The following is a 2,853-nucleotide window of genomic DNA, read 5'->3' as shown; positions in this document are numbered from 1 at the left end:
CAAGATACGTTGGTTGATCTGGGCCAATATTCTGATTCTGATTGTGGTCGCGGTCGTCATCTTTTTTATGAAAAAACGCCCCAATGACTCAGTTCGCGCTGATTCGAAATGAGGTGCGAGAACATGCAGGAATCAACATCCGGCACCATGTCACGCCGGTTGGTCATTGTCGCAGTTTTATTGCTTCTGGTTGCGGCTACCGCCACAACTGTTTTTTTCTATGCCAGGGAATCAAGTTCAGCTGACTCCTTTGACCCTGACAGTAGTGAACTTCAATGTGGTCACTGGTCTGTCTATCGTGTGTGCCAGTTACTTGGCGTCCCCGTAGAGAAAGATCAACTTCTGTCAGCGCTGCCACGCTCTTCGAAAGGTCATAGCCTGCAACATATCGCCACTGTATTAAATGACAACGGGATCACAACGGCAGGCTTTCGAAAGAACTGGGACACTCTGCAAGAAACGGCGTTTCCATGTATCGTGCATTTTCAAGACCCCGATCATTATGTCACCGTGAGTGGAATAGAACCAGAAAACAACTATATTCATGTCTATGATGGCGAGGGAGCCCGAGTCAGGCTTGAGCGTGAGCAATTCGAACGACGCTGGAGTGGCATCACGCTTTGTGTAAAAAGAGACAAGCAGACCAACCCGAACAGGATTATCGATTTCGAACATTTACTGGTTGATAAAGGTGATATACCAGCAACGGGACAGATCACAGAATTCTCCTTTCCCTTTCGAAACATGAGTCAGGAAGATCTCATTATCGAAGAGGTTCAAGTGAGTTGTTCGTGCCTGCAAAGCGAAAAGCCCAAGTTGCCTATCAGGCCAGGCGAAACCGGTGTCATCAAACTGTTCTATAAAGTACTCCCCAAGACGGGGGCCTTTCTACAAACGGCGGTAGTGAAAACAAACAATCCCAAGTCTCGTTATGCCGTCCTGACTGCCTCTGGGTATTCCGGCGTCGAGGTCCTGGTTAATCCATCCCAGATTGTGGCAAACGATATTGTGCAGGGGGCGACACGCACGATCAGGTTATATCTTAACTACAATGGGAGATGGCGAGATCTCGAAGTCTCGAACTTATCTGCGAATCTCAAAAATGCTGAGTTAATTGAAATGAATTCCCAAGTAATTGACAAACAGGACGCCGCTGATGTTTCGCTCAGCAACACAGATCGTGCGTCAGCAGAAACAATGAAGAGCAAGATACGAGTGATCGATTTCGTGATTTATCCGACCGGCCAGCTATCAGACGAGGTTACCGGATATGTAAATTTCGGGACGAATATCACTGGATATGAACATTTTAAAATTGATTTTACGGGAAAGATTGTTTCCGCTGTCAAAGCCATGCCGGAATACGTTGTCTTCAAAAAAGATGAGCATGCAGCAGTCATTGAACAGACTGTGCGGCTTGTTCCCCGGAACCGCTCAGAACTCTATAAGGTAATTGGTGTCTTTTCCGATGGTGATGTTGTGGATGTCAAAAATTACACAACGCGCGATACAGATCACGGCATTCTCATTTCGTTTCGCCTTCCTTTAGAAACCGCTTTGGATTTGAGTAAAAAAAATGTTGTTGTCAGATTGCAGAATGAAAGCACCGGAAAAGAAGTCAACTGTGGATTGATTTTTTTTGCACGCTGATCCAAGGGGATAAAGTTAATGCCTGAGCGGGAGCCGTCAGAACCGAACATGAGTTCCCCGGCATTCACCAGCGTGCAACGTACATGTTTCTGGTTGCTTTTGTTATGTCAGGCCAGCCTTCTCGGATGGAGTTCCTATGTCCATTCGCCAACCCATCTGGAAGTATTTCACCTGCCTGCCGGCCTGAGTCATCTTGAGACATCACAGTACGATCTTTATCGAGTCAATCCGCCTCTCGTTCGTAAAATCGCAGCCCTGCCGGCATATTTACTGGGTGAGAAATGTAACTTCATGCAATTCTCAGAGGACCCGCATCACCGTGCAGAGTATGGTGTTGGAATTGACACTTCGTATGCGATGGGTACTCGATTCGTATGGTTGACCATCCTGGGACGCTGGATGTGCATCCCGTTGATTCTGGCTGGCAGCTGGGCCTGTTTTCGCTGGTCTTCAAGCCTTTACGGTTGCAGTTCAGCCGGCTTCATTTCAATGCTGCTTTGGATGACTTGCCCCTATGTCCTGGGACACGGCAGCTTGATTTGTCCTGATGCCTGTGCGGCGTCTATGGCTATTATCGTTTCGTATTTTTTCTGGCGGTGGCTCGGAGCACCTTCATGGAACCGAACCTTCTGGCTCGGCATTTTACTGGGATTGACGCAACTCACAAAATTTACCCTGCTCATATTCTATCCGATCTGGCTCTGCCTCTGGGGACTTAACCAATGGTCGATACGGCCTGATCCCCAACGTTCCACGAGTCGCGAATTCTTCATGCTCACATCCTGTTTCGTTTTGAGTGTGATTGTGATCAATTTAGGTTACGAGTACGATGACGTGTTCATCCCACTCGGTGAATATCGATTCCAAACCGTGGCTTTAAGCGGAATGGAGACTCATGAACAGATTCCTGAGGGCGGGGCCAACCGTTTTGAAAACACGTGGATGGAGAGAATTCCCGTACCGTTGCCGAAAGATTTTGTTTATGGACTCGACACTCAAAAAAAAGATTTTGAATCCGGGTTTTATTCTTATCTAAACGGGGAATGGAAACAATCTGGTTGGTGGTATTTTCACCCGTATGCCCTACTCATAAAGCTGCCTCTCGGTTTTCTCGGCTTGTTGGTCGTGACTTTTTTAATATCGATCTTTGCCGGGAAATATAACTCATCATGGAATAACGAAATCCAGGTCCTGTTACCGGCA

1 protein-coding gene and 1 pseudogene are annotated in these 2,853 nt (G+C 47.1%); both read left to right on the top strand.

The genetic code is table 11. The features are described from left to right. Positions 1-123: 123 nt before the first annotated feature. Positions 124-1,650, top strand: coding sequence for a DUF1573 domain-containing protein (locus Q0294_RS00135; protein ID WP_299459384.1), 1,527 nt, complete (start codon positions 124-126; stop codon positions 1,648-1,650). 291 nt (positions 1,651-1,941) lie between these two features. Next, a pseudogene (locus Q0294_RS00130) lies at positions 1,942-2,853 on the top strand (hypothetical protein); the annotation flags it as partial.

The organism is uncultured Gimesia sp. (assembly GCF_937919775.1).
Classification (GTDB): Bacteria; Planctomycetota; Planctomycetia; order Planctomycetales; family Planctomycetaceae; genus Gimesia.
Note: the sequence above shows the minus strand (reverse complement) of the source record. Positions and strands in the feature narration are given on the sequence as shown.